Raw genomic sequence first — 25423 nt, 5'->3', positions numbered from 1 at the left:
GCTGCGCGCTTGTGGTTAAATACGGCGTCTTTTGCCCCGAGGCTATTCAACGGGGCGCTCATCATAACAGGACGGCCCCGCCCAAGACAGCGGCCGTCATAGGGACGCAAGCCGCCATGCAAGTGAAACACCTGCTGCTGATCGCCATCCTCGCATTGACCGCTGCTTGCTCATCGAAGGAAGTCGTAGACGAAAACCTAAGCGAAGTCGAGCTGTACCAGCAGGCTCAGACCGACCTGGATAACAACAGCTACACCAGCGCCACTTCGAAACTGAAGGCCCTGGAGTCGCGTTATCCGTTCGGCCGCTACGCTGATCAGGCTCAACTCGAGCTTATCTACGCCAACTACAAAAACGCCGAGCCTGAGGCTGCGAAGTCTGCCGCCGAGCGTTTTATTCGTTTGCACCCACAGCATCCGAACGTGGATTACGCGTATTACCTGAAGGGTCTGACTTCCTTCGACCAGGACGTCGGCATTCTCGCGCGCTTCCTGCCGCTGGACATGACCAAGCGTGACCCGGGCGCTGCCCGCGACTCGTACAACGAGTTCGCCCAGCTCACCAGCCGCTTCCCGAACAGCCGCTACTCGCCGGACGCCAAGCAGCGCATGATTTACCTGCGCAACCTGCTGGCGGCCTACGAGATTCACGTTGCCGACTACTACCTGACCCGTCAGGCCTACGTCGCCGCCGCGAACCGTGGTCGTTACGTGGTGGAAAACTTCCAGGAAACCCCTGCGGTCGGTGACGGCCTGGCGGTGATGGTCGAGTCCTACCAGCGTCTGCACCTGGACGAACTGGCGACCACCAGCCTCGAAACCCTGAAGCTGAACTACCCGAACCACCCAAGCCTGGTGGACGGTGAGTTCCGTCCTTCGGTCGACGAAGCGGACAACCGTTCGTGGCTGAGCAAGGCCACCCTGGGCCTGATCGAATCGCGTCCACCGCTGCCGCCGGGCGAAACCCGCGCCAACCAGGACGTGCAGAAGCAGTTCCAGGACGCGAAGGATTCGATCCCGAACGATCTCAAGCCTAAAGATGAAAACGGCGATGTGATCGAGCCGGAAGAACCGGAAACTCCGGAAAACGATCGTTCGTGGTTCAGCTACATGACCTTTGGCATGTTCGACTGACACCTCGGGTGACAGAAAAAGGGAGACTCTCGAGTCTCCCTTTTTTATTGCCGCGATTTTGCGCTGTGCGCCTGTCATGTCCTTGGCTAAACTGCCTGATCATCATTGCCAAAGCAGCCCGCCATGCTTCGTTTATTGTTCTGGATCGCCCTGATCGCCGCCGCCATTTGGTTCTGGCGCAAGTTCAAGGGTCAGGTCGCAGCACCCAAATCCTCCGCTGAACTGGACGCTGCACCAATGGTGCGTTGCGCCCATTGCGGCGTGCACTTGCCGCGCGACCGTGCGCTGAACCTTCAACAACAGTGGTATTGCAGCCAGGCTCACCTTGAGCAAGGCCCGGGTTCCAGTGATCGCTGAGGCGACCAGCCCCGGCAGCAAACAGGCGCAGCGGCTGCTGCGCCTCTATCATCTCTACCGTTTAAGCGTCGGCATCACCCTGGTGTTGCTGATCTCCAGCAACATGGACAACCAGTTGCTGACGCTCGCCAACAACGACCTGCTGCGCAGTGGCAGTTGGTTGTATCTGGTGCTGAACATCCTGCTGGTGGTGTTCCTCGAAAACACCCGGCGCCCGGCGCAACTGTTCAGCCTGACCCTCGTTGATGTGTTGCTGCTCTGCGGCCTGTTCTACGCTGCCGGCGGTGTCGCCAGCGCCATCGGCAACTTGCTGATCGTCTCGGTGGCGATCGGCAACACCTTGTTGCGACGACGGATCGGCCTGCTGATCGCAGCGATCGCCGCCCTCGGCATCGTCGGATTGAGCTTCCTGCTCAGCTTCAGCCACCCCGCTACGCCCAGTGATTACCTGCAAGCAGGCACTCTCGGCGCGCTGTGTTTTGCCGCCGCGTTGCTGGTGCAAGGTTTGATCCAGCGCCTGGAAGTCAGCGAGCACCTTGCCGAGCAGCGCGCCAGCGAAGTCGTCGGCCTCGAAGCCCTCAATGCGCTGATCCTGCAACGCATGCGCACCGGCATTCTGGTGCTCGACGACCAGCGGCGCGTGCAACTGGCCAATCACAGCGCGTTGTCGTTGCTGGGTCAGGAACGCCTTGTCGGCGAACTGATCGATGATTATTCGCCGGCCCTGGTCGAGCGCCTGCAACTGTGGCTCAACAACCCGACCCTGCGCCCGCAAAGCCTGAAAATCGCCAGTTCCGGACTGGAGCTGCAGCCCAGTTTTATCGCCCTCGACCAAAGTCCGCACCATCAGAGCCTGCATCATCAAACCCTGGTTTTTCTCGAAGACCTCGCGCAGATCGCCCAGCAGGCCCAGCAACTGAAACTGGCCGCCCTCGGACGCCTGACTGCGGGGATCGCCCACGAGATCCGCAACCCGTTGGGCGCCATCAGTCATGCCGCGCAGCTGCTGCAGGAATCCGAGGAACTGAATGGCGCCGATCGGCGTCTGACGCAGATTGTTCAAGACCACTCTCAGAGAATGAATCGGGTTATCGAAAACGTCCTGCAATTGTCCCGTCGCCAGCAAACCGCGCCGCAACGCCTGGATCTCAAGCCGTGGCTGACGCAGTTCGTCGCCGACACTCTTGAGGCCGCGACGGAGCGCCAACGCATTCATCTGCAGATCGGCGCAGGTAACCTCACCACGTTGATGGACCCGAATCAGCTCAACCAGATTCTCGACAACCTGTTACGCAATGCCTGGCGCCACAGTGCCTTGCGCCATGACACGGCCGAGGTGTGGCTGCAGTTGTTTGTCGATGCCGACAGCCAGTTGCCGGTCCTCGAAGTGCTCGACAACGGTCCCGGCGTGGCACCGGAGCAGCAGGCGCATCTGTTCGAACCGTTCTTCACCACCAGCACCCAAGGCACAGGCCTGGGGCTTTATCTGTCCCGTGAGCTGTGCGAAAGCAACCAGGCCCGCCTAGACTTCAAACCACGCCAAGGCGGCGGCTGCTTTCGCATCACCTTTGCACACGGACGGAAACAAAGTTGAACATGAGCCCACGGCAAAAAGTCCTGATCGTTGACGACGAACCCGATATTCGCGAACTCCTGGAGATCACTCTGGGACGAATGAAACTCGACACCTTCAGCGCCCGTAATCTCAGCGAAGCCCAGTCTTTGCTCGGTCGGGAGACATTCGACCTGTGCCTGACCGACATGCGCCTGCCCGATGGCACGGGCCTCGAACTGGTGCAACACATCCAGCAACGTTATCCCTTGCTGCCGGTGGCGATGATCACCGCGTACGGCAGCCTCGAAACCGCGATCAACGCCTTGAAGGCTGGCGCGTTCGACTTCCTGACCAAACCGGTTGACCTCACGCGCCTGCGTGAACTGGTCACCAGCGCCCTGCGCCTGCCCGCGCCGGGTGGCGCCAGCACCGCCATCGACCGCCGTTTGCTCGGCGATTCGCTGCCGATGCGCGCCTTGCGCAAACAGATCGACAAACTCGCGCGCAGCCAGGCGCCGGTGTACATCAGCGGCGAATCCGGCAGCGGCAAAGAGTTGGTCGCGCGTCTGATCCACGAACAAGGCCCGCGCGCCAACGGCCCGTTTATTCCGGTCAACTGCGGGGCGATTCCTTCAGAGCTGATGGAAAGCGAATTCTTCGGCCATCGCAAAGGCAGTTTCAGCGGCGCCATCGAAGATAACCCCGGACTGTTTCTCGCGGCGCACGGTGGCACGCTGTTCCTCGACGAAGTGGCTGACTTGCCGTTGGCGATGCAGGTCAAACTGCTGCGGGCGATTCAGGAAAAAGCCGTGCGCAGCGTCGGCGGCCAACAGGAAACCGTGGTCGATGTGCGCATCCTCTGCGCGACCCACAAAGACCTCGACGCCGAAGTCAGCGCCGAACGGTTTCGCCAGGATTTGTACTATCGGCTGAACGTCATCGAGCTACGCGTGCCGCCATTGCGCGAACGTCGCGACGACATCGAAACATTGGCGAGCCATGTGCTCAAACGCCTGGCGGCGGGCACCGGGCAACCGCCAGCCAAACTGCATCCGCAAGCGGTTGAAGCGCTGAAGGGTTATCGGTTTCCGGGCAATGTGCGCGAACTGGAGAACATGCTCGAGCGCGCTCATACCTTGTGTGAGAACAAGCAAATCGAGGCCGGTGATTTGCGTCTGGCGGAGGGCAATTGCACGGCCGATGCTGGCGTCGCAGACCTGACGCAGATCGATAACCTGGAACATTATCTGGAAAACGTCGAGCGCAAACTTATCCTCCAGGCGCTGGAAGAGACGCGCTGGAACCGCACAGCGGCGGCGCAACGGTTGAATTTGTCGTTTCGGTCGATGCGTTATCGGTTGAAGAAATTGGGGTTGGATTGAGAGCCCTATCGCGAGCAAGCTCGCTCCCACAGTGATCTTCTATGAACACATATCTGTGCGCGCTAAAGACCCACTGTGGGAGCGAGCTTGCTCGCGATAGCAATCCCCCAGACAACCTATACCCAGCAGTCAAATCCGCCCAACCGGCGAGTACGGCGCCGGATCAATAATCGGCGCCCGCCCCAACATCACATCCGCAAACAACTGGCACGACGCCGGCGCCAGCACCAACCCATTGCGGTAATGCCCGCAATTGAGCCACAGCCCGGTAAACCCCGGCACTTGCCCAATGTACGGAATCCCTTCCGGCGAACCCGGGCGCAACCCCGCCCAATGCCCCACCACCTCGGCATCGGCCAGCGCCGGAATCAGTTCCTCGGCCGAAGCCTTGAGGCTCTCCAGCGCCAATTCGGTAGGCGTCTTGTCGAATCCTTCATGCTCCAGCGTGCTGCCGATCAGGATATGCCCGTCACGCCGCGGAATCGCATAGCGTCCCTTGGCCAGGACCATGCTCGGCAGAAAATCCGCCGCGCATTTGTAGAGAATCATCTGCCCTTTGACCGGCTCGACCGGCAGGTGCAGACCGAGACTTTTCAGCAAGTCACCGCTCCAGGCGCCGGCCGTCAGCACCACCTGATCACCATGAATTGCGCCGTTGGACGTTTGCACGCCGACTACGCTGTCGCCTTCGCGGATAAATCCGCTGACTTCGCAATGCTCGTGGATGGTCACGTTCGGCAGCGCCAGCAGCGCCGCTTTCAGCGATTTCACCAGTCGCGGATTGCGCACATTGGCCACATCCGCCATGTAGATCGCCCGCGAAAATCCGCCGCCGAGCACCGGCACCGCATCGTGAGCCGCCGAAATATCCACCGCGCGCAACGGACGGTTTTCCCGTTTGGCCCAGGCCAGCGCCTCGGCTTCGTCATCCAGATCCAGCCAGTACAGGCCGGTGGTGTGCACTTCGGGATCGACGCCGGTCGCTGCGAACAGGCGCTCGCCGAGCTGTGGATAAAAATCCTGCGACCAGTGCGCCAGCGCCGTGACCGCCGGGCTGAAGCGCCACGGGTACAGCGGCGAAACAATTCCGCCACCCGCCCAGGATGATTCCTGGCCGAGGTTGGCGCGATCCAGCAACACCACACTTTGCACTTCGGACGCGAGATTGAATGCGGTCAACAGGCCAATCACGCCGCCGCCGACAATCACCACTTGCTGTTGCCTGGTCATGTTCTGATCCAACCGTTAATAGACAGAGGGCGCAAATCGGCGCCCGAAAGAGAAATCTAGCGGCCCCAGCAATCCTTGACGGTGGCGGTGTTGTTGACCAGGCCTCGGGCGCCGGTGTTGCTGATGGTGAAATCGCCACACTTGTCGGTCGCCATGCTCGAGCCTGGCTTGCGGATCGCCGTCAGGGTGAACGTCTGATCGGCGATGGTCGGGGTGATGGTGTAGAAGTCATTGCCCGTACTCAGGCCCGTCGCGCCGGTGTAAAGGTTGCTCTTGGAGTAGAAGCGCTCAAGGATCTGCGCCTGCTCGGTCAGCAGACCGGCGGCGTCGGCGCGACGGCCCTTTTTCATGTATTCGGTCAGGCTCGGGTAGCCAATGGTGATGACGATCCCGATGATCGCAATCACGATCATGATTTCGATCAGGGTAAAACCTCGGTTGGATCTGCGCATGCCTCAACTCTCACTTACTGTATTTGTCGCCACATGATGCGACGGCTGCCGCCACCGCCGGGTTTTTCCACCAGCGAGCTGATGCCGCCGCTGGAGTCGTTGACGATTTTGCGCGATGCATTGTTGACGATCGCATTCAGCGTCGGAATCCCCCCGGTGAAAATCACCCCGCTGGAAATCGAGTCCGTGCTGTCGACCAGCCCGTCGCCGTTGGTGTCGAGCACCGCGTAGTTGAGCATCTTACCGCTGAACGCATCGAGTTCGACCAGTTTGCCGGTACCAAAACTGGCACAAGGGTCAGTGGTGTCGACGCTGGCCGTGGTGAAGACAATGCGCCCGGCCACCAGACTGGCCTGGTTGATCACCCGTTCACCCGTCAGCACGTTGTTGTACACCAGTGGCAGGTACCAGCCCTTCTCTGCCGGATACGTCGTTTCGTTCTGCGTGGTGGTGATGAACTGTCCGCCGGTGCTGCTGGTCACGCCGGTTATGGACTGGGATTGCAAGTTGGCCACGGTCAGTTGGCCACCGCCGCCGTCGGCATCCCATATCGAGTAGAAACCCTGCAGATCCTTGTTGATCTTGTCCGGGGTTTCGTTGAATTTGCCCGTGCCGAAGAATATCTGTTTGCCACCCTGGGCATTGTCCGCCAGCAACGGTTGCGCGGTGATTGGCTGGGTGGCGCCGCCCGGCGTGGTGAACAGAGGTTTGCCGGCGAACGCCACGCCCCAGGTTTCCGGCGCCGTGGCGCTCAAATCGAACTTCCACAGGCGCCCTTTCAAGTCGCCGCCATACGCCGCTTGCACGACGTTCTGCGAATTGACCCTGAGTTCTACCGAGGACAAACCGTTGGTGGTTTCCGTGCTGTCGATGACGATTTTCTTGATCAGCGAGCCGTCGCGCACATCCACCACGTACAACGCTGCCACCCCGGAATTGCTCCCGTAACCGTTGGAAATGAACGCCGCCCAGCGCCCATCGGCCAAGCGTGCCACTTCGGGGCGGGCGTAGGCGTAACCCAGGTCATTAAAAACGTTGGTCGGGATCGACGTCGCCGGTGCGCTGATTTCCCACAGCGCCCGGAAGGCATTACCCGCCGAGGCGTCGAACAACTGCACCGCATAAAACGTCTTGCCACCCGCCCCGGTGCCGCCCAGCGCCAATGTTTTCCAGGCAGTGCCAAGCTGCGCATCAAATATGCCGACCTGCCCGTCGACCAGAAACTTGTGGCTGACGCCGTTGATGTAATTCGGGTCCGCGATGTAGCGCAACGACGGCAGCACACTGGACGGCATGTAGGCATAACGGCGGGTGCCATTGCCGGCATTGATCACGTTGAGAAAACCGTCGTTGGCGTTGACCACCAGGCTGGCGCTCATGTTTGCCGCTTTGGTCGCCAGATAAGTGGTGTAGGCCGGATCGCCGACCAGATCCGCTGCGGTCTGAGCGGTTGGCGAGGCCAGCGCCAGCGGCGAGTTGATGATGTCGCCGAGCAGAACCGTGCGCACTTTCAGTCCGACTTTGTTGACGCCTTTGCTCCACTCCACCAAATCGTTGCCGACAATCCCGGTCGGCAGGTTCTGGTTGAGCGTCGTTTGCTGGGCCGGGGAAAAGTTGCCGTAGGCCAGGGTGACCGGCGCATTGTTCAGGGTGTTCCACGATTGATAAGTGGGCGCCGCCGCGCCGGGGACGATCACGTTGTCGGTGTTCCATTGCACGACGGCGGTATTCACCGAGCCGCTGGCGGTGACGCCGAACGCCTTGATCGTGCCGCGCCAATCCTTGGGATCGTAAGTGGTCTGGTAATAACTCGAACCGCTGGACAGCGTACTGCTGCTGGTCACGCCGCTGCCGCCGGAGCCGGCCTTGGACGTGATGTTGCTCAGCGCCGAGGACAGCGCCGCGTTCAAACCGGCGGCATCGTTGGCCTGGTAATACAGGCCCTGACCGTAAGCGGCGGCGTCGGACAGCATCTGGTTGGCGGCGGTGAAACCGACGGTGTAGGTGTTCATGTTCTGCTTGGGGAAATCTGCGGCGTTCCAGGCTTTACCCGCGAGGTCGGTGCCGGTCGAACGCATGTCGATGTCGAAGGCGAACTTGGCGATGTCATCCAGATACAGCGTGTCGCCCTCGTCGTCGCCATTCGGGTCGTTGCCGTCGTTGTTGATCCCGTCCCAATTCGGCAAGCGGCTGCCCCCCAACGGATCGGTGGTCGGGAACGTCCGGTCGTAAGTCGGCAAACCGTCGGTGATAACCACGCCGTAGTTTTTCTGGCAACGGTACTGGATCGGGCTGGTGTAGGTGCTCGGCGTGGTGTTGTAGAACGGCGCCAGACCGCGAAAGTAACGGCTGATTTCGTAATAGGTCTCGGCCAGCGGCGTGTTGGCCACTGCTGACAGGCCATTGATCCCGTTGATCAGGGTGTTGTAGTTGGTATCCGCCTGCGCCTGGGTCACGCTGCCGCTGACCGCCGTCAGATCGGCGACCGAGCGGGCAATGTAGCCACCATTGCCGGAGTTGTTGCTGGTAGGTGCGTTGAATGAAGCCAGGCCTATACGCAAGCCGCGGTTGCTGGTGACCAATGATGTCGAGACGTTGCGCGCGACGTTGATCCGGTAGTCAGTGGGAATCGAGCCGTTGGTGAAGTCGCGGTTACTGCCGGCGGCCAATCCCACCAGATACGAGATGTAATCATCGGTGTAACGCGTGTTGCCGTTGCCGACCGGGTCGGGCAGCTTGATGCATTGCGGCGCCAGGCTGTTGTTGTAGAACGCGTAGGCCCCGCCGGAACACCCGGACGTCGGCAGGCTGGAGAGGAAAATCGAGCTGCCGACGATGTCCGACGAACCCAGACACAAACCGAGAAACGCGTTGCACTGCTTCGCCGGTGTGCGATTGACGGTCGGATCGAACCCCGGCGCGAAGATGATGGTGTTCATGCTCCCCGAGTTGTCGATCAGCAGCATCACGTTCGGCGGCACCGCTGCCGCGCTCAACAGCGGTGAGTCCGACGGCGTGAAAGCGTAGACCGGCGCCGTCAGGTACAGGCTCAACAAGAACCCAAAAAGCACCTGCGCCCATCGTCGGCGCATGCCTGCGCGAGCATCAATATTTGGCATAGATGCTCTCCACTACGCTGCGAATGTTGTTGCCGACAATGCCTACGGCCGTGACCCGGTACAGGGTCGCCGAGGTGTTGCTGGGGATATTGATCGCGCCTGTGGTCGTGCCGATGTTCTGCACACCATAAAAACCGCCGCCCACGGCAATCCAGTTGACCCCCGAGGATCCGTTGACCCCGGGCGCGGTCAGCGTTGCCGATTCCGCTGGCGGTGCGCATTGCGCGGTGCTGCCGCAGACCGCCTGGGTATAAGTTGGCAATTGCACCGCGCTTTCGCCGATACGCAATGTCGCCTCGGCCAATTGGAACGACTGATTGCGCAGGCTCACGCTGCCGGCCATTTTTTCCTGCAACGTCGCGTTCTGCATCGATGAAGTGCCGATCAGCGTCAGCAACAACAGAAACACCAGACTGACCAGCAAGGCCATTCCGCGTTGGCGCTTCGGCAGGCTTGAACACGCTTTCATAGTGAAAAAGCTCTCATGCGTTCACCTACTGCAGCCGGTTGCGCAAAGCGGCAACCACGTTGAAGGTCTGATTGCGCACACGTTGCTTGGGATCGGCCAGCGTCAGGCTCAGGCGCACACTGCGAATCAGCGCGGGGTTGCTCGGGTTGGTGGTGTAACTGGTCGCCGCCACATCGCTGGTACTGGTGGCCATGCCGAAAGATACGTTGAACGCACTGACGTTATTGATCAGCACCGCTTGGGCCGGCGTGCCGTGCCCGCTGCCCATCAACAGTTGGTTGTTGCTGAAGCTGTAGATCAATCGACGTATCGGAAAAGCCATTTGCCCGGACGCCGGCGCGCGTAAATCCGTGTAGGCCGTGGCGCCGGTTTTACAGTCCGACAGCACGGTCCAGGTTGGCGTGCCGCCGCCACTGCCGACATCGGCGGTGACCAATGTCAGCTTGAGATTGGCGTTGTCCCAACTGATCGGCGCGATCTGGCTGGCGTTGAAATCCCCGATGGTACTGGCGTCGATCACCGTGCCCAGGCATCCGAACATGCCGACCATGCGAATTTCCTGAATCATCTTGCTCAGCACGAACCGCGCGTCCTCCTGCATGGCCGCAGCGGTGTTCTGGCTGACGTAAGTGTTCTTCGCCGAGATGAACACCTGCGCCACGCCGAGCACCACAATCAGGCTCAATGCCAGGGCAATCAGCAATTCGATCAGGCCAAAACCTTTGCTTGAATGCTTCATGGCGACGTCACCGGATCAACGGCGGCACGGCTGGTCAGGACGAAGCTGCGGCGCGAGTTGGCAACGTTGGCGGCGCGCGAGTCGTCCCAGGTGATGGTGATGGTGTACACGCGTTGATTCAGGGCCACGCTGCCGGTAGCGGTCGGGCCGCCGAAACTGACGATGTTGCTGATGAAATCGTAGAGGTCCTGATCCCGTGCGACGCTGAGGTTGCCTGAGGTCGGCGGCGCGACGGTGTAATCGGCGCCGGAGTTGGCGCGAATGCGGTCCATCATGTCGTAGGCGATAAAACTCGCCTGGCTGGTCATCCGCGCACTGTCGGTGTACTTCAGCGCATTGACCTGAATCGCCGCCGCCCCCAACAGCCCGACGGTCAAAATCACCAACGCGACCAAGACTTCGATCAGCGTCATGCCTTCCTGTGCGCGCCTGCTCCGTTCCCTCATCCGCAAATTCCACCTGAAAAAATCCGTCCGTTCAAACACACCATCAGCGTCCTGCTCTGCGCGCCCAACACATAACTGATCGGCACCGCCGTGGACGGTGCCGACAAACCGCCGAGATTGTTGAAATCAATCGCGGTCACTCCAGAGGGTAGCGTCAGAGTGGCGCCGCTGCTCACCGCTGGAACAACCCGCAATACATTGGCCGGATTGCCAGTACTGTCGTAGACCGAGAGTTCGCCGGTCCAGACGCTGCCACCGGCAGTCGGGCGCAGGCGCGTGGTCACTCCGCGATCGATGGCTTCCAGGCGCGCGAAATTGAGCGCGCGTTGCAGGTCGCCGACCTCGGTGTCGGCACGGGTGCCCTGGATCGAACGGGTAAACATGGGCACCGCCATGGTGATCAGGATCAGAAACACCGCGAGCGCGATCAGCAACTCGACCAGCGTGAAACCTTTTGTACGATGATCCATCGGTGCCCTCCGTTGCCGTCGGCTATACCTGCTTCTACACGCTAGAACATTCAACCGGCACGCGTTCGGTTGTTTCGCCTTTTATCGCGCACGGATTGCGCGAACCGCAGCACTCCAGGGAGGAAAAACATGCATCAGCACGGCTTCAGCCTGATCGAACTGCTTATGGGACTGGCAATTGCCGGGATTGTTCTGCTGCTGGTCAGTCCGGCATTTGCCGCGCTGACCCAGGCCAATTATCGCGAGGTCGCGGCGCAGTCGCTGATCAGTGGAATTCGCCACGCCAGGACGATTGCCCTGACGCACAATCAGAACACGGTGATCTACGCCATTAACGGCGATTGGGCTCAGGGCTGGCGGATCATTCTGGACGTCAGTGGCCGAGGACCGCAGGACAGCAGCAACCCGCTGTTGGTCGAGCACGCGAATGGTGATCGGGTGCCGATTGTCGGCAACTGGAGTGTCAGGAGTTTTGTGCGGTTCAGCCATCTCGGCCAACCGCTGATGCCAGGGCGGGCCTTTCAGGCGGGGACGTTGCACCTCTGCGCGGCGCGCGAGCCGGTCAGTCACCTGCAAGTGGTGCTGGCGCCGTCCGGTCGCGTGCGCCTGGACAACCGCAAGGCTGAACAGGCGCTGTGTGCCGAGGAGAAACGACTTAAAGCAGCGACTTCACGCGCAGCTCTTTCGGCATCGAGAACGTGATGTTCTCTTCGCGACCGGCCAATTCGTCGGCGCCGGTAGCGCCCCAGGCCTGCAATTGCTGGATCACGCCACGCACCAGCACTTCCGGTGCGGAGGCGCCAGCGGTGATGCCGATACGCTCGACACCGTCGAACCAGCTCTTTTGCATGTCTTCGGCGCCGTCGATCAGGTAGGCCGGGGTGGCCATGCGTTCGGCGAGTTCGCGCAAGCGATTGGAGTTGGAGCTGTTCGGGCTGCCGACCACCAGCACCACGTCGCACTCGTCGGCCAGTTGCTTGACGGCGTCCTGACGGTTTTGCGTGGCGTAGCAGATGTCGTCCTTGCGCGGACCGCCGATGGCCGGGAAGCGTGAACGCAGCGCATCAATGACGCGACTGGTGTCGTCCATCGACAGCGTGGTCTGGGTCACGAACGCCAGGCGGTCAGGGTTTTGCACTTGCAGCGTGGCGACGTCTTTTTCGTCTTCGACCAGGTAGATCGCGCCACCATTGCTGCCATCGTACTGGCCCATGGTGCCTTCGACTTCCGGGTGCCCGGCGTGGCCGATGAGGATGCATTCACGCCCGTCGCGGCTGTAACGCGCGACTTCGATGTGCACTTTGGTGACCAGTGGGCAGGTCGCGTCGAACACTTTCAAGCCACGACCCGCCGCTTCGGTGCGCACAGCCTGGGAAACGCCGTGGGCACTGAAGATCACGATGACGTCGTCCGGCACCTGATCGAGTTCTTCAACGAAGATTGCACCGCGCGAACGCAGGTCTTCGACGACGAATTTGTTGTGGACCACTTCGTGGCGCACGTAGATCGGTGGCCCGAAGACTTCCAGGGCGCGGTTGACGATTTCGATCGCCCGGTCCACACCGGCGCAGAAGCCACGGGGGTTGGCGAGTTTGATTTGCATGCTGTGCCTCGTGTCTTGCGCGCAAGAAATAGCGAAAACGATGAAAAACTACTGTGGGAGCAAGCTTTTGTGGCGAGGGGGCTTGCCCCCGTCGGGGGGCGAAGCGCCCCTGAATCAGTCACCGCAATTTTTCAATGATATACGGTGACTGCCTACGATTGCTGCGCAATCGAACGGGGGCAAGCCCCCTCGCCACAACAAGCTTCGCTCCTACAGTTGACCGTATTCGGTCAGTTACAGCGATTTGACGCTGATGATTTCGACATCAAAGGTCAGCGTCTTGCCGGCCAGCGGGTGGTTGAAGTCGATGGTGACTTGGTCATCATCGAATTCTTTCACGATACCCGGCAGCTCAGTATTGGCCGCATCGTTGAAGATCACCAGCAAGCCCGGCGACAGGTCCATGTCCTTGAACTGCGAACGCGGAATAACCTGCACGTTCTGCGGGTTAGGCTGGCCGAAAGCTTTTTCCGGAGCAATGCTCAGGGTGCGCTTGTCGCCCGCCTTGAAACCGAACAGCGCGGCTTCGAAACCTGGTAACAGGTTGCCGTCGCCGACCTGAAAGGTCGCCGGGGCTTTGTCGAAGGTGCTGTCGACCGTGTCGCCGTTCTCCAGGCGCAATGCAAAGTGCAGAGTGACTTCCGTGTTCTGGCGGATGCGTTGCTCAGCCAATACCTGTTCAGTCATGAACGGCTTCTCCGGTTTTCTTACTTTTGAACATATCCAGTGCCAGCATTACAGCACCCACCGTAATCGCACTGTCGGCGAAGTTGAACGCCGGGAAGTGCCACTGGTTCTGCCAATGCACCAGAATGAAATCGATCACATGGCCCAGGGCAATGCGGTCATACAGATTGCCCAGCGCGCCACCCAGCACCAGCGCCAAGGCGATGGCCAGCCAGGTTTCGTTGCGCCCGAGGCGCTTGAGCCAGACCACCAGCACCGCACTGACAACAATCGCGATCAGCGCAAACAGCCAGCGCTGCCAACCGGAACTGTCGGCCAGGAAGCTGAACGCCGCGCCGGTGTTGTAGGCCAGCGTCCAACTGAACAGATCGGGGATCACCACGATCTGCTGGAACATTTCGAGCTTGCCTTCAAAGTAAAACTTGCTGGCCTGGTCAATGACCAGAACCAGCAAGCTCAACCAGAGCCAGCTCAGCCGTCCGAAACGGCCAGCCGAGTTAGGCATAGTGACGTACCTCGCCAGCGCCGCTGATGTTGTCGACGCAACGACCGCAGATTTCCGGATGCTCCGGGTTCACGCCGACGTCTTCACGGCAGTGCCAGCAACGGGCGCACTTGGCGAAGGCGGACTTGACGATTTTCAACTTCAAACCGCTGACTTCGGTCACCACCGCATCGGCCGGAGCCTGAACGAATGGAGCGACGCTGGCAGTCGAAGTGATCAGAACAAAGCGCAACTCGTTGCTCAGCTTGGCAAGGTCGGCGCTCAGCGCCTCTTCGGCGAACAGCGTCACTTCGGCTTGCAGGTTGCCACCGACAGCCTTGGCCGCGCGCTGGATTTCCATTTCCTTGTTGACCGCGACTTTCACCGCCATGATCCGCTCCCAGTAGGCGCGGCCCAGTTCGACGTTGTCCGGCAGTTCGCTCAGGCCTTCGTACCAGGTGTTGAGCATCACCGATTCGTTGCGCTCGCCCGGCAGGTATTGCCACAGTTCGTCAGCGGTGAACGCGAGGATCGGCGCGATCCAGCGCACCAGCGCTTCACTGATGTGGTACAGCGCGGTTTGCGCCGAGCGGCGCGCCTTGCTGTTGGCGCCAGTGGTGTACTGACGGTCCTTGATGATGTCGAGGTAGAAACCGCCCAATTCCTGCACGCAGAAATTGTGGATCTTCGAGTAGACGTTCCAGAAGCGGTATTCGCCGTAATGCTCTTGCAACTCGCGTTGCAGCAGCAGGGTCCGGTCCACGGCCCAACGGTCCAGCGCCAGCATGTCTTCGGCCGGCAGGATGTCGGTGGCCGGGTTGAAACCGGTCAGGTTCGAGAGCAGGAAGCGCGCGGTGTTACGGATCCGCCGGTAGGCGTCCGCACTGCGTTGCAGGATCTGCTCGGAAACCGCCATTTCACCCGAGTAATCGGTGGACGCCACCCACAGACGCATGATGTCGGCGCCCAGCGTGTCGTTGACCTTCTGCGGCGCAATCACGTTACCCAGCGACTTGGACATCTTGCGCCCGGACTCGTCGACGGTGAAGCCGTGAGTCAGCAGTTCGCGGTAAGGCGCGTGGTTGTCGATGGCGCAACCGGTCAGCAACGACGAGTGGAACCAGCCACGGTGTTGGTCCGAGCCTTCCAGGTACAGGTCGGCGCGCGGGCCGCTCTCGTGGCCCATCGGGTGTGAACCGCGCAGGACGTGCCAGTGCGTGGTGCCCGAATCGAACCAGACGTCGAGGGTGTCGCTGATCTTGTCGTACAGCGGCGCTTCATCGCCGAGCAACTCGGCCGCGTCCATTTTGAACCAGGCTTCGATGCCTTCGACTTCAACGCGTTGGGCGACTTGTTCCATCAACTCGACGGTGCGTGGGTGCAGCTCGCCGCTTTCCTTGTTGAGGAAAAACGGGATCGGCACGCCCCAGTTGCGCTGACGCGAGATGCACCAGTCCGGACGGTTGGCGATCATCGAGTGCAGGCGCGCCTGGCCCCAGGCCGGGACGAACTTGGTTTCTTCGATGGCTTTGATCGCGCGTTTGCGCAGGGTTTCGCCGGTTGCAGGCTCTTTGTCCATGCCGATGAACCACTGCGCGGTGGCGCGATAGATCAGCGGAGTCTTGTGACGCCAGCAGTGCATGTAGCTGTGTTCGATGATCGCGGTGTGCAGCAGCGCACCGACTTCGGTCAGTTTGTCGACGATCGCCGGGTTGGCTTTCCAGATGAACTGGCCGCCAAAAAATTCCAGCGACGGCACGTACACGCCGTTGCTTTGCACCGGGTTGATGATGTCGTCGTTGACCATGCCGTATTTCTTGCAGGTCACGAAGTCGTCCACGCCATAGGCCGGCGCGGAGTGAACCACGCCAGTGCCAGCGCCCAGTTCGACGTAGTCGGCCAGGTAAACCGGCGACAGACGATCGTAGAACGGGTGACGGAAGTTGATCAGTTCGAGTTCTTTACCGGTGGTGGTCGCGATGACCGAGCCTTGCAGGTTGTAACGAACCAGGCACGACTCGACCAGCTCTTCAGCCAATACCAGCAGTTTGTCGCCGACATCGACCAGCGCGTAGTTGAATTCCGGGTGAACGTTCAGCGCCTGGTTGGCCGGGATGGTCCACGGGGTGGTGGTCCAGATCACGATCGAAGCCGGTTTGGCCAGCGACGACAGACCGAACGCAGTCGCCAGTTTGCCTTCGTCGGCAATCGGGAACGCAACGTCGATGGTCGAGGACTTTTTGTTCTCGTACTCGACTTCCGCTTCAGCCAGCGCCGAACCGCAATCGAAGCACCAGTTCACCGGCTTCAGGCCCTTGAAGACGAAACCGCCCTTGACGATTTCGGCCAAGGCACGGATTTCACCGGCCTCGTTTTTGAAGTCCATGGTCTTGTACGGGTTGGCGAAGTCGCCCAACACGCCGAGACGGATGAATTCGGACTTCTGCCCTTCGATCTGCTCGGTGGCGTAGGCACGGCACAGTTCGCGGGTCTTGTCCGCGCCCAGGTTCTTGCCGTGGGTCACTTCGACTTTGTGTTCGATCGGCAGGCCATGGCAGTCCCAGCCCGGAACATAAGGCGCGTCGAAACCCGACAGGGTCTTCGAGCGAATGATCATGTCCTTGAGAATCTTGTTCAGTGCGTGACCGATGTGAATCGTGCCGTTGGCGTACGGAGGGCCGTCGTGCAGGACGAACTTCGGACGATCCTTGCCAATTTCGCGCAACTTACCGTACAGGCCAATACTGTCCCAGCGCTGCAGGATCTGCGGTTCGCGCTGTGGCAGGCCGGCCTTCATTGGGAAGGCGGTGTCCGGAAGGTTTAGCGTGGCTTTATAGTCGGTCATTTAAGGCTCTTCATTAGCGATTGGCGCTAGGTGCGACAGGGCACGGGCGGCGGCGACATCCGCATTGATCGCCGTCTTAAGCGCCTCCAGAGAGGCGAAACGCTGCTCTTCACGCAGCTTTTGGTGGAAAACCACCGTCAAACGCCGGTCATATAGATCGCCGGCAAAATCTAAAAGATGTACTTCGAGGTGGGCCTTGCCGTCACCCTGGACCGTTGGCCGCACGCCGATATTGGCGACGCCGGGCCAGCTCTTGCCGTCGATATCAACGCTGACCAGATACACCCCGGACAACGGCACGCGACGACGCTTGAGTTGGATGTTGGCGGTGGGCGTACCCAATTGCCGCGCCAGTTTCTGGCCGTGCAACACACGCCCGGCGATCCGGTACGGGCGGCCGAGCAAGCGTTCGGCGAGGGCAAAATCGGCAGCGGCCAGGGCATTACGCACTTGCGTGCTGCTGACGCGAATCCCGTCGAGCTCGACGGTTTGCGCCGCTTCCACGGTAAAACCCTGCATCACGCCGGCCTGCTGCAGGAAATCGAAATCGCCTACCCGGTCACAGCCGAAACGGAAGTCGTCACCGACCTCCAGGTGCTGCACGCCCAAGCCGTCGACCAGAATCGTATCGACGAATTCGCTGGCGCTGAGTTTGCTCAGCCGCTGGTTGAAGGCCAGGCACAAGACCCGGTCAACGCCTTCATCGGCGAGCAATTGAAGTTTGTCACGCAAGCGCGCCAGACGCGCCGGAGCGGTGTCGGGGGCAAAAAATTCCCGCGGCTGTGGCTCGAAAATCACCACGCAGCTGGGCACGCCCAACTCGAGCGCACGTTCACGCAGCCTGACCAGGATTGCCTGGTGACCACGGTGAACACCGTCAAAGTTGCCAATAGTGGCGACACAGCCCCGATGCTGGGGGCGCAGATTGTGGAGGCCTCGAACCAGCTGCATAACGCGCTTCTTGCTCATAAAGTGGTCGATTATAACCACACCCGGCGGCCGACGACAGGCAACACCGTAACCCAAAGTGATCGAGCCGACAAAACTGCCGCCCCGCCCGTGTCTATCGCAGCGAACGCCTCAGCTCAACGCCTTGCGATTGAAGTCGCGCAAACGGAAACCCATCAACAGCAGCATGCCGAAATAGGCGACCACGCCAGCCGCGACCAGCGCGCCCAGGCGCAGGAAGCGTTCAAGCATGTGCCCCTGCTCCCACGCCGGCATGAAATGCATGCCGCACAGCAATACCGCGGACATCACCAACACAGCAATCACCAGTTTGAGTCCAAACTTTGCCCAGCCCGGTTGCGGTTGGTACATCTGCTGTTTGCGCAGTTGATAGAACAGCAGCCCGGCGTTGATGCAGGCGCCAATGCTGATGGCCAGCGCCAGCCCGGCGTGGGCCAGCGGGCCGATCAAGACCAGGTTGAACAGTTGCGTAACGATCAGTGTGAATATCGCGATTTTCACCGGCGTGCGGATGTTTTGTTGCGCATAGAAACCCGGGGCCAGCACCTTGATCACGATGATGCCGAGCAAACCGACCGAATAAGCGATCAGCGCGCGCTGGGTCATCAACGCATCAAAGCCGCTGAATGCGCCGTACTGGAACAGCGAAACGGTCAGCGGTTCGGCCAGAATCGCCAGCGCCAGTGAGCATGGCAACACCAGCACAAAGCACAGGCGCAGGCCCCAATCGAGGATGCGCGAATATTCCTGGCGGTCTTTGCTGGCGTAAGTCTTGGCCAGCGTTGGCAGCAAAATTGTGCCCAGGGCCACGCCCAGCACGCCGGACGGCAATTCCATCAGGCGATCAGCGTAATACATCCACGACACCGAGCCCGCTACCAGGAACGAGGCGAAAATCGTGTTGATGATCAGCGAAATCTGGCTGACGGAAACCCCGAGGATCGCCGGCAGCATTTGTTTCAGCACGCGCCAGACGCCGCTGTCACGCAGGTTCAGGCGCGGCAATACCAACATGCCGATTTTTTTCAGGTGCGGCAGTTGATAAAGCAATTGCGCCAGGCCACCGACCAGTACCGCCCAGCCCAACGCCATGACCGGCGGATCGAAATACGGCGTCAGGAACACCGAAAAGATGATCATGCTGACGTTCAGCAGGGTCGGCACGAACGCCGGCACCGAGAATCGGTTGTAGGTATTGAGGATTGCCCCGGCCAATGAAGACAGGGAAATCAGCAATATATAGGGGAAGGTCACGCGCAGCAGATCGGACGTGAGCTGGAATTTTTCCGGGGTATCGGTGAAACCCGGCGCGGTCGCCCAGATGACCCACGGCGCGGCGAGCATGCCCAGCGCGGTCACCAGCGCCAATACCAGCGTCAGCAGGCCCGAGACGTAGGCAATGAACGTTCGCGTCGCCTCCTCGCCCTTTTGGCTCTTGTATTCGGCGAGAATCGGCACGAAGGCTTGGGAAAATGCGCCTTCGGCAAAGATCCGGCGCAGCAGATTGGGCAGTTTGAAGGCGATAAAGAAGGCGTCCGTCGCCATCCCGGCACCAAATGTACGTGCGATAAGAGTGTCACGAACGAACCCCAGAACCCGGGAAAGCATCGTGATAGAGCTGACGGCGGCCAACGATTTGAGCAGATTCATTGAAAGAGTTTGTGCCTGTCGATAAACAGCAGGCGAACAAAGCGCCTACTTATGCGATACTCCGCGCCGCAGCAGCACAGAGCCAAAGCTCGCGAGTTTACAGGTCAAGCGCCGGAAATAAATATCCCGCCTCTTTATACCTACCACTTAGCGGAACGTCTCAACCGCCCTTGACAAGACATCAACTCATCGGCATGATTCGCGGCCTATTTTGTTTGCTATTTCCTAAAAAGTCTTTCGAGGAGCTCGACGGTGGCCAACACACCTTCCGCCAAAAAACGTGCAAAACAGGCTGAGAAGCGTCGCAGCCACAACGCCAGCCTGCGTTCCATGGTTCGTACCTACATCAAGAATGTAGTTAAAGCCATCGACGCAAAAGACGCTGAAAAAGCTCAAGCTGCTTACGTTCTGGCCGTGCCAGTTATCGACCGTATGGCCGATAAAGGCATCATCCACAAGAACAAGGCTGCTCGTCATAAGAGCCGCCTGAACGGTCACGTCAAGGCTCTGAACCTTGCTGTAGCCGCATAAGCGATAAGCTTGTTGAAAAACCGACCTCAGGGTCGGTTTTTTATTGCCTGCGATTTGGTGAATTCAATACAAAAAAATGTAGGAGTGGGCCTGCTCGCGATAGCGGACTTTCAGCCAACAGAGATGTTGAATGTTAGTCAGTCATCGCGAGCAAGCTCGCTCCCACATTTGGTTTTACGTATGACTTATTGCGCGTGCGGCCACGGCAGGATTGGAATCGCCGTTACCGCATTCTGCGGGCTGCCTTCGATCAGACGATCGCTGTACACCAGATACACCAGCGTATTGCGCTTCTTGTCGAGGAAACGCACGACCTGCATCGACTTGAATACCAGCGATGTGCGCTCTTTGAACACCTCATCGCCATCCTTCAGTTCGCCTTTAAAGCTGATCGGGCCAACCTGACGACAGGCCAGCGACGCCTCGGCACGATCTTCCGCCAGACCCAAACCACCCTTCACGCCGCCAGTCTTGGCGCGCGACAGGTAGCAGGTCACGCCTTCTACCTTGGGATCATCAAACGCTTCGACGACGATCCGATCATTCGGGCCGACGAATTTGAACACCGTCGACACCTGGGCAATCTCTTCTGCTGACGCCAGCAACGGCATCGCCAACAGCAAACCCAACAACCCTTTTGCTACGCGCATTCAATATTCCTTCAGACCAGGATCAGATTATCGCGGTGAACCAGTTCCGGTTCAGCCATGTAACCCAACAGACCGACAATCGCTTCAGACGACTGACCAATGATTTTTTGTGCTTCGAGAGCGCTGTAATTGGCGAGGCCACGGGCGATTTCTCGGCCGTCGGGCGCCACGCAAACAACCATTTCGCCACGTCGAAAACTGCCTTGAACCAGTTTGACGCCGACCGGCAGCAAACTTTTATTGCCTTGCGACAACGCCGTCACCGCGCCAGCATCGAGCACCAGCGTGCCGCGCGTTTGCAGATGCCCGGCCAGCCATTGCTTGCGCGCCGCGAGCATGCCGCGCTCCGGCGACAGCAACGTGCCGATGCGCTCGCCAGCCTTCAGGCGATCAAGCACGCGCTCAATCCGCCCGCCAACAATAATGGTGTGCGCCCCCGAACGCGCAGCCAGCCTTGCGGCGCGCAATTTGGTTTGCATGCCGCCACGACCCAACGCGCCACCGGTGCCGCCCGCCACCGCGTCGAGCGCCGGATCATCGGCGCGCGCTTCGTAAATCAGGCTGGCGTCAGGGTTATTGCGCGGGTCGGCGTCGAACATGCCGTCGCGATCGGTAAGGATCACCAGCAAATCAGCCTCGACCAGATTCGCCACCAGCGCCGCCAACGTGTCGTTGTCGCCGAAACGGATTTCGTCGGTGACCACGGTGTCGTTCTCGTTGATCACCGGGATGACCTTGAGTTCGACCAACGCGCGCAGGGTGCTGCGGGCGTTAAGGTAGCGCTTGCGGTCGGACAGGTCGTCATGGGTCAGGAGAATCTGCGCGGTATGCCGGGCGTGCTCGGCAAAGCTCGATTCCCAAGCCTGCACCAGACCCATCTGACCGATTGCCGCAGCGGCCTGCAATTCGTGCATTGCACTGGGTCGCACGGTCCAGCCCAGACGGCTCATGCCGGCCGCCACCGCCCCGGAGGACACCAGCACCAACTCGACGCCCGCCTCATGCAAGGCCACCATCTGTTCAACCCAGACAGCCATTGCCGCGCGATCCAGGCCTTTGCCATCCGCCGTCAGCAAAGCGCTGCCGATCTTCACGACCCAACGCTGCGCACCTGTCACCTTGCTCCGCATCATCTTCAACCTTAGCTTGAGGACAGCGCGACCCAGCGCTGCCCGTGACGTTATTCGTGGTTATTCGTGACCAACTATCGATTTGCAGATACTAAAACGCCGCTCGATTGAGCGGCGTTCAAGTTTACTGCAACGAATCAGTCACGCACGTAAATGATTTCCGGACCGTCTTCGTCATCCACATCTTCTTCGTCCCAATCATCGTCGCCGATGTCGTGGACCGACTTCACGCCGCTACGGCGCAGGGCACGCTGGTCATCCAGGGCCTGCAACTGGGCACGGGCTTCGTCTTCGATGCGCTGATCGAGGTCGGCCAGTTCTTCCTTGTACGCCGGGTCATTGGCCAGGCGATCGGCACGGTCTTCCATGTAACGCATGATGTCGTGGCACAGACGCTCGGTGCCGAGCTTGGAGATGGCCGAGATCACGTAGACCGGACCGGTCCATTCCAGGCGATCAACGATCTCCTTGACGCGCTCTTCGTGCTCTTCTTCAAGGATCTGGTCGCATTTGTTCAGCACCAGCCAACGATCACGCTCAGCCAGGGACGGGCTGAACTTGGTCAGTTCGCTGACGATCACTTCGGCAGCATCCGGGGCGCTGGCGTCGTCGAGCGGCGCCATGTCCACGAGGTGCAACAGCAGACGCGTCCGCGACAAGTGCTTGAGGAAACGAATCCCCAGGCCCGCGCCGTCGGAAGCACCTTCGATCAGACCCGGAATGTCCGCGACCACGAAGCTTTTCCAGCGATCGACGCTGACCACACCGAGGTTAGGCACCAGCGTGGTGAACGGATAATCGGCGACTTTCGGCTTGGCGGCCGACACCGAACGAATGAAAGTACTTTTGCCAGCGTTCGGCAAGCCCAGCAGACCGACGTCGGCAAGGACTTTCATTTCCAGCTTGAGATCACGCGCCTCACCCGGTTTGCCCGGAGTGGTCTGGCGCGGAGCACGGTTGGTACTGGATTTGAAACGGGTGTTGCCCAGACCGTGCCAGCCGCCATGCGCAACCAGCAAACGCTGGCCAGCCTTGGTCAGGTCGCCGATAACTTCCTGAGTGGCGGCGTCGATCACGGTAGTGCCGACCGGTACGCGCAGCACCAGCTCTTCACCTTTTTTACCGGTGCAGTCAGTGCTGCCGCCGTTGGAACCGCGCTCGGCATCGAAGTGACGGGTGTAACGGTAGTCAACCAGGGTGTTGAGGTTTTCGTCGGCGAGCATGTACACCGAACCGCCATCACCACCGTCGCCGCCGTTAGGGCCGCCGTTTTCAATAAATTTCTCGCGACGGAAGCTCATGCAACCGTTGCCGCCGTCACCGGCCTTTACTCGAATCGATACTTCATCAACAAACTTCATAACAAAACGCCTCTCGTCATACGGACGAGCCAAGAAAATCCAGACATAAGACTCTTGCAAAAATGAGCGCAGCGACCTCAAGCAACTACCGCAATCCAGCTGCTTTCGCCCATTACAAACAGCTTTGCAAGAGACTCACCCCATAAACGAAAAAGCCCCGTCGCGAGACAGGGCTTTTCCAGCGATCGCGCAATTAAGCGGCGACAACGCTCACGTAACGGCGGTTGAAAGCGCCCTTTACTTCAAACTTGATCACGCCTTCGATTTTCGCGAAGAGGGTGTGATCCTTACCCATGCCAACACCGTAACCGGCGTGGAATTGGGTGCCGCGCTGACGCACGATGATGTTGCCCGGAATGATCTTCTGGCCGCCATACATCTTCACGCCAAGGCGTTTGGCTTCTGAGTCGCGACCGTTACGGGTACTACCACCAGCTTTTTTGTGTGCCATGAGTCAATTCTCCTAGTGAGGATTAGGCTGAAATTAAGCCTGAATACCGGTGATTTTGATCTCGGTGTACCACTGGCGGTGGCCCATACGCTTCATGTGGTGCTTACGACGACGGAACTTGATGATGCGGACTTTATCGTGACGACCTTGGGAGATCACTTCAGCCACAACGGTAGCGCCAGCAACAACCGGGGCGCCGATGTTCACGTCATCGCCATTGGCGACCAACAGAACGCGATCAAAAGTAACGGATTCGCCGGTAGCGATTTCCAGTTTTTCGATCTTCAGGTATTCACCTGGGGCGACCTTGTATTGCTTGCCACCAGTAACAATTACTGCGTACGACATGGTATTTCTCCGATAATCCTGCTCACCCAGCTCTTTATAAGAAGAGATATTGGCTGGCATGGCTGCATTGGGCTGGAAGGCCCGATTGCAATTGCGTAAGGCAGGTGCTGCCCAGGAAGTTCAGGGTGCGCGATTGTACGCAAGCTGCTTGAGCGATGCAAGAGGCCGTCCATCGCGCCTTGACAGGTCCGGACGCGGGTCCTAGCATGCCGCGCAACCCTTCTGGAGCAACTGTCGCTGATGCAACCCCAAGCTTTCTACCGCGCGGTGGCGGACGATTTTAACGCCGTCGACGGCATCATCAAGAAGCAGCTGACTTCCCGAGTGCCGCTGGTATCGAAAATCGGCGACTACATCACTTCGGCCGGCGGTAAACGCCTGCGTCCTCTATTAGTGTTGCTGTGTGGCAAGGCCCTGGGTCGCGAAGGCGATGACTTGCGCCTGCTGGCCGCCACAATCGAGTTCCTGCACACCGCCACCCTGCTGCATGACGACGTCGTCGACATGTCCGGCATGCGCCGTGGCCGCTCGACCGCCAACGCCATGTGGGGCAACGCGCCCAGCGTGCTGGTCGGCGACTTCCTGTATTCGCGTTCTTTCGAAATGATGGTCGAACTGGGCTCGATGCCGGTGATGAAGATCCTTTCGCAAGCCACGCGCATCATCGCTGAAGGCGAAGTGCTGCAGTTGTCGAAGGTGCGCGACGCGAGCACCACCGAAGAGACCTACATGGAAGTCATCCGCGGCAAAACCGCGATGCTGTTCGAGGCCTCGACCCACAGCGCCGCGGCCCTGTGTGAAGCCACTGCGGAGCAAAGCGAAGCGCTGCGCACCTTTGGCGATCACCTGGGCGTGGCCTTCCAGCTGGTCGACGACCTGCTGGATTACAAGGGCGACGCGGAAACCCTGGGCAAGAACGTCGGTGACGACCTGGCCGAAGGCAAGCCGACCCTGCCGCTGATCTACACCATGCGCGAAGGGACCCCGGAACAGGCCGCACTGGTACGCCAGGCGATCCAGAAGGGTGGCATCGAAGACCTGGAAAGCATCCGCGAGGCCGTTGAGGCGTCCGGTTCGCTGGAATACACCGCGCAACTGGCCCGCGATTACGTGGCCCGCGCGATCAAGTGCCTCGACGCCCTGCCAGCCAGCGAATATCGCGATGCGCTGGTGGAACTGAGCGAGTTCGCGGTAGCCCGCACGCACTAAAGCCAATCCCATGTGGGGCGAACACTGTGGCGAGGGGGCTTGCCCCCGTTGGGTCGCGAAGCGGACCCAGGCATTTCACAGTCAGACTGATTTTACGACTGCTGCGCAGCCGAACGGGGGCAAGCCCCCTCGCCACAGTGTTCGCCCCACATG

General features: G+C 59.9%; 25 protein-coding genes. 7 read left to right on the top strand and 18 right to left on the bottom strand.

The features are described 5' to 3' along the window. The first annotated feature begins 116 nt into the window (after positions 1 to 116). The 4 genes from BI292_RS17995 to BI292_RS17980 all read left to right on the top strand — a co-directional run bounded on the left by BI292_RS17995 (position 117) and on the right by BI292_RS17980 (position 4427). Complete coding sequence (locus BI292_RS17995) at positions 117 to 1133, top strand: outer membrane protein assembly factor BamD (protein ID WP_092277856.1); 1017 nt, start codon at positions 117 to 119, stop codon at positions 1131 to 1133. Between the two features lie 123 nt (positions 1134 to 1256). Then, complete coding sequence (locus BI292_RS17990) at positions 1257 to 1490, top strand: PP0621 family protein (RefSeq protein WP_092277854.1); 234 nt, start codon at positions 1257 to 1259, stop codon at positions 1488 to 1490. Then, positions 1480 to 3084 (top strand): PAS domain-containing sensor histidine kinase, encoded by a 1605-nt coding sequence (locus BI292_RS17985; protein ID WP_101208663.1) that lies wholly within the window; start codon positions 1480 to 1482, stop codon positions 3082 to 3084. The genes BI292_RS17990 and BI292_RS17985 overlap by 11 nt, the downstream gene beginning before the upstream one ends. A gap of 2 nt (positions 3085 to 3086) precedes the next feature. Then, positions 3087 to 4427, top strand: a complete 1341-nt coding sequence (locus BI292_RS17980; protein WP_101208662.1) for a sigma-54 dependent transcriptional regulator — start codon at positions 3087 to 3089, stop codon at positions 4425 to 4427. Between the two features lie 129 nt (positions 4428 to 4556). Here the strand turns inward: BI292_RS17980 and thiO are convergent, their stop codons facing one another. The 7 genes from thiO to BI292_RS17945 are packed head-to-tail and all read right to left on the bottom strand — an operon-like array spanning position 4557 to position 11352. Next, on the bottom strand, positions 4557 to 5657 hold the full coding sequence (gene thiO, locus BI292_RS17975) for a glycine oxidase ThiO (RefSeq protein WP_101208661.1): 1101 nt from the start codon (positions 5655 to 5657) through the stop codon (positions 4557 to 4559). Between the two features lie 56 nt (positions 5658 to 5713). After that, the gene (locus BI292_RS17970) at positions 5714 to 6109 is read right to left on the bottom strand and encodes a type IV pilin protein (protein ID WP_092277846.1); all 396 of its coding nucleotides are present in this window, start codon (positions 6107 to 6109) and stop codon (positions 5714 to 5716) included. 14 nt (positions 6110 to 6123) lie between these two features. Then, on the bottom strand, positions 6124 to 9228 hold the full coding sequence (locus BI292_RS17965; RefSeq protein WP_101208660.1) for a pilus assembly protein: 3105 nt from the start codon (positions 9226 to 9228) through the stop codon (positions 6124 to 6126). Next, positions 9215 to 9697 carry a PilX N-terminal domain-containing pilus assembly protein gene (locus BI292_RS17960; RefSeq protein ID WP_101208659.1) on the bottom strand — a complete coding sequence of 161 codons (483 nt, stop codon included), beginning with the start codon at positions 9695 to 9697 and terminating at the stop codon, positions 9215 to 9217. The genes BI292_RS17965 and BI292_RS17960 overlap by 14 nt, the downstream gene beginning before the upstream one ends. 25 nt (positions 9698 to 9722) lie before the next feature. Further along, the gene (locus BI292_RS17955) at positions 9723 to 10436 is read right to left on the bottom strand and encodes a PilW family protein (RefSeq protein ID WP_092277840.1); all 714 of its coding nucleotides are present in this window, start codon (positions 10434 to 10436) and stop codon (positions 9723 to 9725) included. Further along, positions 10433 to 10882, bottom strand: a complete 450-nt coding sequence (pilV, locus tag BI292_RS17950; protein WP_101208658.1) for a type IV pilus modification protein PilV — start codon at positions 10880 to 10882, stop codon at positions 10433 to 10435. The genes BI292_RS17955 and pilV overlap by 4 nt, the downstream gene beginning before the upstream one ends. After that, on the bottom strand, positions 10879 to 11352 hold the full coding sequence (locus BI292_RS17945; protein ID WP_101208657.1) for a GspH/FimT family pseudopilin: 474 nt from the start codon (positions 11350 to 11352) through the stop codon (positions 10879 to 10881). The genes pilV and BI292_RS17945 overlap by 4 nt, the downstream gene beginning before the upstream one ends. Positions 11353 to 11481: 129 nt before the next feature. Between BI292_RS17945 and BI292_RS17940 the strand changes: the two genes are divergently transcribed. Continuing rightward, a complete protein-coding gene (locus BI292_RS17940) occupies positions 11482 to 12054 on the top strand; it encodes a GspH/FimT family pseudopilin (protein WP_101208656.1) in 573 nt (190 codons plus the stop codon). Here the strand turns inward: BI292_RS17940 and ispH are convergent. The 6 genes from ispH to murJ form a co-directional block, all read right to left on the bottom strand. After that, positions 12008 to 12955: a 4-hydroxy-3-methylbut-2-enyl diphosphate reductase gene (ispH, locus tag BI292_RS17935; protein ID WP_092277832.1), complete on the bottom strand. Its 948-nt coding sequence runs from the start codon at positions 12953 to 12955 to the stop codon at positions 12008 to 12010. The genes BI292_RS17940 and ispH overlap by 47 nt on opposite strands. A 234-nt stretch (positions 12956 to 13189) precedes the next feature. Then, a complete protein-coding gene (gene fkpB, locus BI292_RS17930; protein WP_178076596.1) occupies positions 13190 to 13627 on the bottom strand; it encodes an FKBP-type peptidyl-prolyl cis-trans isomerase in 438 nt (145 codons plus the stop codon). Positions 13628 to 13634: 7 nt separating this feature from the next. After that, the gene (gene lspA / locus BI292_RS17925; RefSeq protein ID WP_101208655.1) at positions 13635 to 14147 is read right to left on the bottom strand and encodes a signal peptidase II; all 513 of its coding nucleotides are present in this window, start codon (positions 14145 to 14147) and stop codon (positions 13635 to 13637) included. Continuing rightward, positions 14140 to 16971 carry an isoleucine--tRNA ligase gene (gene ileS / locus BI292_RS17920; protein ID WP_092277826.1) on the bottom strand — a complete coding sequence of 944 codons (2832 nt, stop codon included), beginning with the start codon at positions 16969 to 16971 and terminating at the stop codon, positions 14140 to 14142. The genes lspA and ileS overlap by 8 nt, the downstream gene beginning before the upstream one ends. Next, positions 16972 to 17922, bottom strand: a complete 951-nt coding sequence (ribF, locus tag BI292_RS17915; protein WP_092277824.1) for a bifunctional riboflavin kinase/FAD synthetase — start codon at positions 17920 to 17922, stop codon at positions 16972 to 16974. 129 nt (positions 17923 to 18051) lie between these two features. Beyond that, positions 18052 to 19590, bottom strand: a complete 1539-nt coding sequence (murJ, locus tag BI292_RS17910; RefSeq protein ID WP_101208654.1) for a murein biosynthesis integral membrane protein MurJ — start codon at positions 19588 to 19590, stop codon at positions 18052 to 18054. Between the two features lie 252 nt (positions 19591 to 19842). On the opposite strand from murJ, the gene rpsT reads away from it, so the two are divergent. Next, positions 19843 to 20121, top strand: coding sequence for a 30S ribosomal protein S20 (gene rpsT, locus BI292_RS17900; protein WP_008154937.1), 279 nt, complete (start codon positions 19843 to 19845; stop codon positions 20119 to 20121). Positions 20122 to 20306: 185 nt separating this feature from the next. Here rpsT and BI292_RS17895 read toward each other — a convergent pair whose 3' ends face one another. The 5 genes from BI292_RS17895 to rplU form a co-directional block, all read right to left on the bottom strand. After that, a complete protein-coding gene (locus tag BI292_RS17895) occupies positions 20307 to 20771 on the bottom strand; it encodes a CreA family protein (RefSeq protein WP_092277820.1) in 465 nt (154 codons plus the stop codon). 11 nt (positions 20772 to 20782) lie between these two features. Further along, positions 20783 to 21901, bottom strand: coding sequence for a glutamate 5-kinase (proB, locus tag BI292_RS17890; RefSeq protein ID WP_101208653.1), 1119 nt, complete (start codon positions 21899 to 21901; stop codon positions 20783 to 20785). Positions 21902 to 22038: 137 nt separating this feature from the next. Beyond that, a complete protein-coding gene (cgtA, locus tag BI292_RS17885) occupies positions 22039 to 23262 on the bottom strand; it encodes an Obg family GTPase CgtA (RefSeq protein ID WP_101208652.1) in 1224 nt (407 codons plus the stop codon). Positions 23263 to 23455: 193 nt separating this feature from the next. Continuing rightward, positions 23456 to 23713: a 50S ribosomal protein L27 gene (gene rpmA, locus BI292_RS17880; RefSeq protein WP_003176049.1), complete on the bottom strand. Its 258-nt coding sequence runs from the start codon at positions 23711 to 23713 to the stop codon at positions 23456 to 23458. A 33-nt stretch (positions 23714 to 23746) separates the two neighbouring features. Next, complete coding sequence (rplU, locus tag BI292_RS17875; protein ID WP_003176051.1) at positions 23747 to 24061, bottom strand: 50S ribosomal protein L21; 315 nt, start codon at positions 24059 to 24061, stop codon at positions 23747 to 23749. Positions 24062 to 24301: 240 nt separating this feature from the next. Here rplU and BI292_RS17870 point away from each other — a divergent pair, with 240 nt between their 5' ends. Then, positions 24302 to 25270, top strand: coding sequence for a polyprenyl synthetase family protein (locus BI292_RS17870; protein WP_092277814.1), 969 nt, complete (start codon positions 24302 to 24304; stop codon positions 25268 to 25270). Positions 25271 to 25423 lie beyond the last annotated feature (153 nt).

It is taken from the genome of Pseudomonas sp. 43NM1 (assembly GCF_002836905.1).
Taxonomy (GTDB): Bacteria; Pseudomonadota; Gammaproteobacteria; order Pseudomonadales; family Pseudomonadaceae; genus Aquipseudomonas; species Aquipseudomonas prosekii.
This window is presented reverse-complemented; position numbering and strand designations above follow the sequence as displayed.

Bases quoted from the DNA above. Each gene is read 5' to 3' on its own strand.
- rplU (WP_003176051.1), bottom strand. From the start codon at position 24,061: ATGTCGTACGCAGTAATTGTTACTGGTGGCAAGCAATACAAGGTCGCC.
- BI292_RS17965 (WP_101208660.1), bottom strand. From the start codon at position 9,228: ATGCCAAATATTGATGCTCGCGCAGGCATGCGCCGACGATGGGCGCAG.
- ispH (WP_092277832.1), bottom strand. From the start codon at position 12,955: ATGCAAATCAAACTCGCCAACCCCCGTGGCTTCTGCGCCGGTGTGGAC.
- BI292_RS17870 (WP_092277814.1), top strand. From the start codon at position 24,302: ATGCAACCCCAAGCTTTCTACCGCGCGGTGGCGGACGATTTTAACGCC.
- thiO (WP_101208661.1), bottom strand. From the start codon at position 5,657: ATGACCAGGCAACAGCAAGTGGTGATTGTCGGCGGCGGCGTGATTGGC.
- BI292_RS17990 (WP_092277854.1), top strand. From the start codon at position 1,257: ATGCTTCGTTTATTGTTCTGGATCGCCCTGATCGCCGCCGCCATTTGG.
- BI292_RS17895 (WP_092277820.1), bottom strand. From the start codon at position 20,771: ATGCGCGTAGCAAAAGGGTTGTTGGGTTTGCTGTTGGCGATGCCGTTG.
- ribF (WP_092277824.1), bottom strand. From the start codon at position 17,922: ATGCAGCTGGTTCGAGGCCTCCACAATCTGCGCCCCCAGCATCGGGGC.
- BI292_RS17960 (WP_101208659.1), bottom strand. From the start codon at position 9,697: ATGAAAGCGTGTTCAAGCCTGCCGAAGCGCCAACGCGGAATGGCCTTG.
- BI292_RS17955 (WP_092277840.1), bottom strand. From the start codon at position 10,436: ATGAAGCATTCAAGCAAAGGTTTTGGCCTGATCGAATTGCTGATTGCC.
- BI292_RS17945 (WP_101208657.1), bottom strand. From the start codon at position 11,352: ATGGATCATCGTACAAAAGGTTTCACGCTGGTCGAGTTGCTGATCGCG.
- proB (WP_101208653.1), bottom strand. From the start codon at position 21,901: ATGCGGAGCAAGGTGACAGGTGCGCAGCGTTGGGTCGTGAAGATCGGC.
- BI292_RS17995 (WP_092277856.1), top strand. From the start codon at position 117: ATGCAAGTGAAACACCTGCTGCTGATCGCCATCCTCGCATTGACCGCT.
- BI292_RS17980 (WP_101208662.1), top strand. From the start codon at position 3,087: ATGAGCCCACGGCAAAAAGTCCTGATCGTTGACGACGAACCCGATATT.
- ileS (WP_092277826.1), bottom strand. From the start codon at position 16,971: ATGACCGACTATAAAGCCACGCTAAACCTTCCGGACACCGCCTTCCCA.
- BI292_RS17940 (WP_101208656.1), top strand. From the start codon at position 11,482: ATGCATCAGCACGGCTTCAGCCTGATCGAACTGCTTATGGGACTGGCA.
- BI292_RS17970 (WP_092277846.1), bottom strand. From the start codon at position 6,109: ATGCGCAGATCCAACCGAGGTTTTACCCTGATCGAAATCATGATCGTG.
- murJ (WP_101208654.1), bottom strand. From the start codon at position 19,590: ATGAATCTGCTCAAATCGTTGGCCGCCGTCAGCTCTATCACGATGCTT.
- rpmA (WP_003176049.1), bottom strand. From the start codon at position 23,713: ATGGCACACAAAAAAGCTGGTGGTAGTACCCGTAACGGTCGCGACTCA.
- lspA (WP_101208655.1), bottom strand. From the start codon at position 14,147: ATGCCTAACTCGGCTGGCCGTTTCGGACGGCTGAGCTGGCTCTGGTTG.
- pilV (WP_101208658.1), bottom strand. From the start codon at position 10,882: ATGAGGGAACGGAGCAGGCGCGCACAGGAAGGCATGACGCTGATCGAA.
- cgtA (WP_101208652.1), bottom strand. From the start codon at position 23,262: ATGAAGTTTGTTGATGAAGTATCGATTCGAGTAAAGGCCGGTGACGGC.